The sequence below is a fragment of the Rhodopseudomonas sp. BR0C11 genome, from assembly GCF_010820945.1.
In the GTDB taxonomy this organism is placed as follows: Bacteria; Pseudomonadota; Alphaproteobacteria; order Rhizobiales; family Xanthobacteraceae; genus Rhodopseudomonas; species Rhodopseudomonas palustris_H.
Genome location: NZ_QTKI01000383.1, coordinates 1 through 4623 on the forward strand (window position 1 = coordinate 1; position 4623 = coordinate 4623).

5 protein-coding genes are annotated in these 4623 nt (G+C 63.6%); 2 read left to right on the top strand and 3 right to left on the bottom strand.

Annotation, left to right across the window (positions count from 1 at the left end; translation table 11 throughout):
- Window positions 1-1261: MFS transporter (locus DYI24_RS21615; RefSeq protein WP_164573793.1), on the bottom strand; the 1261-nt coding region annotated here is incomplete at its 3' end.
- A gap of 210 nt (window positions 1262-1471) precedes the next feature.
- On the opposite strand from DYI24_RS21615, the gene DYI24_RS21620 reads away from it, so the two are divergent.
- Window positions 1472-2539 carry a linear amide C-N hydrolase gene (locus tag DYI24_RS21620; RefSeq protein ID WP_164573794.1) on the top strand — a complete coding sequence of 356 codons (1068 nt, stop codon included), beginning with the start codon at window positions 1472-1474 and terminating at the stop codon, window positions 2537-2539.
- A gap of 75 nt (window positions 2540-2614) precedes the next feature.
- Here the strand turns inward: DYI24_RS21620 and DYI24_RS21625 are convergent, their stop codons facing one another.
- Window positions 2615-2914 (bottom strand): BrnA antitoxin family protein, encoded by a 300-nt coding sequence (locus tag DYI24_RS21625; RefSeq protein WP_164573795.1) that lies wholly within the window; start codon window positions 2912-2914, stop codon window positions 2615-2617.
- Window positions 2907-3158: a BrnT family toxin gene (locus DYI24_RS21630; protein ID WP_164573796.1), complete on the bottom strand. Its 252-nt coding sequence runs from the start codon at window positions 3156-3158 to the stop codon at window positions 2907-2909. Before DYI24_RS21630 ends, DYI24_RS21625 begins: the two co-directional genes overlap by 8 nt.
- 132 nt (window positions 3159-3290) lie before the next feature.
- Here DYI24_RS21630 and DYI24_RS21635 point away from each other — a divergent pair, with 132 nt between their 5' ends.
- Complete coding sequence (locus tag DYI24_RS21635; protein WP_164573797.1) at window positions 3291-4466, top strand: serine hydrolase domain-containing protein; 1176 nt, start codon at window positions 3291-3293, stop codon at window positions 4464-4466.
- Window positions 4467-4623: the final 157 nt, after the last annotated feature.

Consider the following 4623-nt stretch of genomic DNA (forward strand, 5'->3'; position numbering starts at 1 on the left):
CCGGAAACACCGTCCCGAGGCCGAGCGAACACAGCGACAGCAGCGTCAGAAATAGCCACAGCGGCAGCAGCGTCAGCACAGCGATCGCCGCGGCCATCAACGCCGCGAAGCCAGTGCCGATGATCGCGATCCGCTTGTAGCGCTCGACATGCACCATCGCCCGGCCGGTGAAGGCCGCGCCGAACACCGAGATCGCCGCGATCGGAATCAGCGCGAGGCCGGACTGGCTGGCGGTCAGATGGTACACCGCCTCGTAGTACAGCGGCATGTGCACCGTCAGCGCGATCATCGCCCCCATGGTGAACGCGCCGCCCGCCATCGCCCACGGCACCACCGTCCCGCTCATCAATTGCAGCGGCAGGAATGGCTCACGCGCACGCAGCGCGTGCCAGACGAAGCTCACCGCCAGCAGTACAGCCGCGCCCGACAGCGCCAGGATCGTCGGCGACAGCCAGGCGAAGCGGTTGCCGCCCCAGGTCAGCACCAGCATCACCGCCATCGCTGCGGCCATCAGCAGGACGCCGCCGAGCCAATCCACCTTCCGGCGGCGGTGATACACCGGGATCTTCGCCATCTTCGGCAGCAGCAGCGCCAGCGCACCGATCGCGAGCGGCAGGTTGATCCAGAAGATCATCGACCAGTGCAGATGCTCGGCGAAGAAGCCGCCGAGGATCGGGCCGCCGATTCCGGCCGACACCCACACGCCGGAGAAATACGCCTGATACTGGCCGCGCTCGCGCGGGCTGACGACGTCGGAGATCACCGTCTGCACGATCGGCATGATGCCGCCGCCCCCCAGGCCTTGCAGCGCACGGCCAAGGATCAGGACGAGCAGACTCGGCGCCAGCGCGCACATCACTGAGCCGGCGACGAACAGGCTGAGCGAGACGATGATCATCACCCGGCGGCCATAGATATCGGCGAGGCTGCCGAACACCGGCGCCACCGCTGTCGATGACAGCAGATAGGCTGTGATCACCCAGGACAGGTTTTCGACATCGCCGAACTGCCGCCCAATCGTCGGCAGCGCAGTGGCGACGATCGTCTGGTCGAGCGCCGCGAGAAACATCGCCAGCAGCAGGCTCAACAAGATTGCGCGAACTTCCCCCTGGGTCAGCGCACCGGCCGGCGCCAGCGGCGGGGCGTCGCCGAGATTGATCACTTCGGTCGGAATGCTAGAGAGCTCTGCGGCGGCTTCGTCGGACAGCAGATGGTGGGTCGGACCCGCAGACGTGCGGCTCTGGCGTTCAGACATGCTCATGCGGGCGCAGAATCTCGTCGGGCTGAAGAGGATGCGGGGGAAATTAGCCAGTGCATCCTACTAGCGCATCCAGTCCCGGAGCGACAGCAACGTCAGCGCATGGGTGCGCCGCGTACCGCACCAAATCGCCAGACTCGGGATATGATCAATAATGAGCGGAATGTTCCGCGCAGCAAAATACCCCACGGCTGGTGGGATCGGAGGTCAGGCATGAAGCGATTCAAGCGACGTCTCCTCGTCACCTGCGCCACTGCCCTGGCTCTCGCGGGGGCGCTACTGCCGCCGGTCGCCGACGCGTGCACACGCCTGGTTTATCTCGGTGCTGACAATCAGGTGATCACGGCGCGATCGATGGATTGGGCCCGTGACATCGGCACCAATCTCTGGATCTTTCCGCGCGGCATCAAGCGCTCCGGCGAGGCCGGCCCCAATTCGGCACAATGGACCGCACGCTACGGCAGCGTGATCGCGTCCGCCTACGATGTCGCGACCTCGGACGGCATCAACGAGGCGGGGCTCGTCGCCAACGTGCTGTGGCTGGCAGAATCGCAATATCCACCGTTCGACGGCTCCAAGCCGGGACTGGCTCTGTCGCTCTGGGCACAATACGCACTCGACAATTTTGCGACCGTCGCCGAAGCGGTCGAAGCGCTGGCCAAGGAACCGTTTACGGTCGTCACCGACAAGATGCTCGGCGAGCAACGCCTTGCCACGGTCCACCTATCGCTATCGGATGCCTCCGGCGACAGTGCCATCATCGAATACATCGACGGCAAGCAGGTGATCCACCACGGCCGGCAATATCAGGTGATGACCAATTCACCGACCTTCGATCAGCAACTCGCGCTTTATTCGTACTGGCAGCAGATCGGCGGCACGGTGATGCTGCCGGGCACCAACCGCGCAGCCGACCGCTTCGCGCGGGCGTCGTTCTATGTCGGGGCCATTCCGAAAACGCCCGACCCGGTGGAATCGATCGCCGCCGCTTTCAGCGTGATCCGCAACGCGTCGGTGCCGTTCGGCATCTCGACGCCCGACCAGCCGAACATCTCCTCGACCCGCTGGCGCAGCGTCGCTGACCACAAGCGCAAACTGTACTTCTTCGAGTCCGCGCTGACGCCGAACGTGTTCTGGGTCGATCTCACCAAGATCGAATTCGCCGCAGATAAGGGTGTCGTGAAGAAGCTCGACCTCGGCCCCGGCCAAAGCAACATCTTCTCGGGCGAAGTGCACGATCGCTTCAAGCCGGCGGAGCCGTTCAAGTTTCAAGGGCTGTGAAGTCGCGCCGACAGCGTAAGAGTACAGTCAAAACCGCAGTCTCCGAGAGCTTCTATCGGAGACGAAATATGAGGCTCACTTGATCTTGTTGATACGACGCAGATCGGCATCGATCCGCGACTGCCAGCCGGGGCCTCCGGCCTTGTAGGTGTCGATCACCTCCGGCGACAGCCGCAGTGACACCAGTCGCTTGGTCGGCGCCTTGTTCGGACCGCGCCCTCGGCGGATCGAAGCGGCGAGATCGGGAAGAACTTCGGCGAATGGACGAAGCTCTTTGATCTGCTCCGCTGTCAGTTCCGGACTTTCAACATCGTCCCAATCCTGCTTGCTGTAACCTCGGCCGGGCTGAAACGTCTTCGAGAGCCTTTTATTCATCGATCAGTCTCCTCTCCCTGCGACTTGCAGGACGCATGCTGATAACGCTGACCCCCTCAGTGCCGAGCTTGAGAAATACAACGACGATGACCCCGCTGCACAATTCTCCGACCGCGATCATTCGGTCGAGCTTTGCTGGAACGATTGACGAGCGTTCAAAGAACGCTTCATCGAGATCGGCGAAATCCATCCCATGCCGGTCGATATTGACGAGCCGCTTGTACTCGTCCCAGACAATCCGCATCGCGATCAACTCATTATAATGTATCTACAATAAAATCGACGTCAAGCTGGGCGACCGGCAGCAGACGGGTCGCCAGCATGGACCATCGGCCAGCCAGCGCCTACATCATCCGGGTACCCACCTGGAGTTCGCATGCCCCGTTCCGATCTAGCCGCACCGGAGGACGCATCCGGCGCGACGCTCGCCAACTGGCGCGAGCTGCCGTACAGCCGCTGGTCGTTCCGCAACATCGACGCCCTGATCCCGACCGAGAGGATCGACAACGCTCCAGACGATATCTGGTCCCTGCCCGCGGCACCGCGCGATTTGGCTGACTTTCGCGTCCGGCCCCAAGGCGGCGGAACGCTCGACCTCGACGGCTTCCTCACCGCCACCGAGACCGACGCGCTGGTCGTGCTCAAGGACGGCAGGATCGCGGTTGAGACCTACGCCAACGGCACCACCGCCACGACGCCGCATATCATCATGTCGGCGTCGAAATCGCTCACCGGGTTGATCGCCGGAATCCTCAGCGAGCGCGGCCACCTCAATCTCGACGCCGAGGTGACGACGCTGATCCCGGAAGTGGCAGGCACAGCCTATCAGGGCGCGACACTGCGACAGATGCTGGACATGCGGACCGGCATCCAAATCGACCTCGACGCCCAGCGCGCCTATGCGGCTGCCGCCGGCTGGGATCCAGTGCCTGAGGACCTGCCGCCGACCGATCTGAAGGCGTTCTATCGCAGTCTCAAGATCACGCCACAGCCGCATGGCGGTCCGTTCCGCTACGTCTCCGCCAACACCGATCTGCTCGGCTGGGCGATCGAGCGCGCCACCGGTACCAGCTTTGCCACGCTGGTCTCCGACCTGTTGTGGCGGCCGCTCGGCGCCGAACAGCCTGCCTCGATCACCACAGACCGGCAGGGCCAGGCGCGCGCCACCGGCGGCTTCAGCATGGTGGCGCGCGACTTGGCGCGTATCGGCCAGATGATGCTCGACGAGGGCTACCGCGACGGCCGCACGATCGTTCCGCCGTCATGGATCGACGATCTATGGACGGCCGGCGACCGGGAGGCGTGGCGGCAGGGCGAGTGGCAGAAATTGTTCCCGTACCGGAATTTCAGCTATCGCGGCGGCTGGTACGTGATTCACGATCAGCCGAAGACGATGTTCGCGATGGGAATCCACGGCCAGAATCTCTTCATCGATCCGGAGAATCGGCTGGTGATCGCCAAGCTATCGTCGCAGGGCGCGGCGGTCGACAATGCGGCCTGGGCGATGACACATCGTGCGCTGCCGGAATTTCGTCGCTGCCTCGCCTCGTGAGAGTACTGGGGGCTCGCGGAATTCGTCCCACCTAGAGCATTTCTGATTTCGACGGAATCAGGACCGCACTTCCTAGCGGTCGCAGCTTCCAGAACCTCATGGTGAGGAGGCGCGAAGCGCCGTCTCGAACCATGTGCCGCAAGCCCTGCGGCTCCTC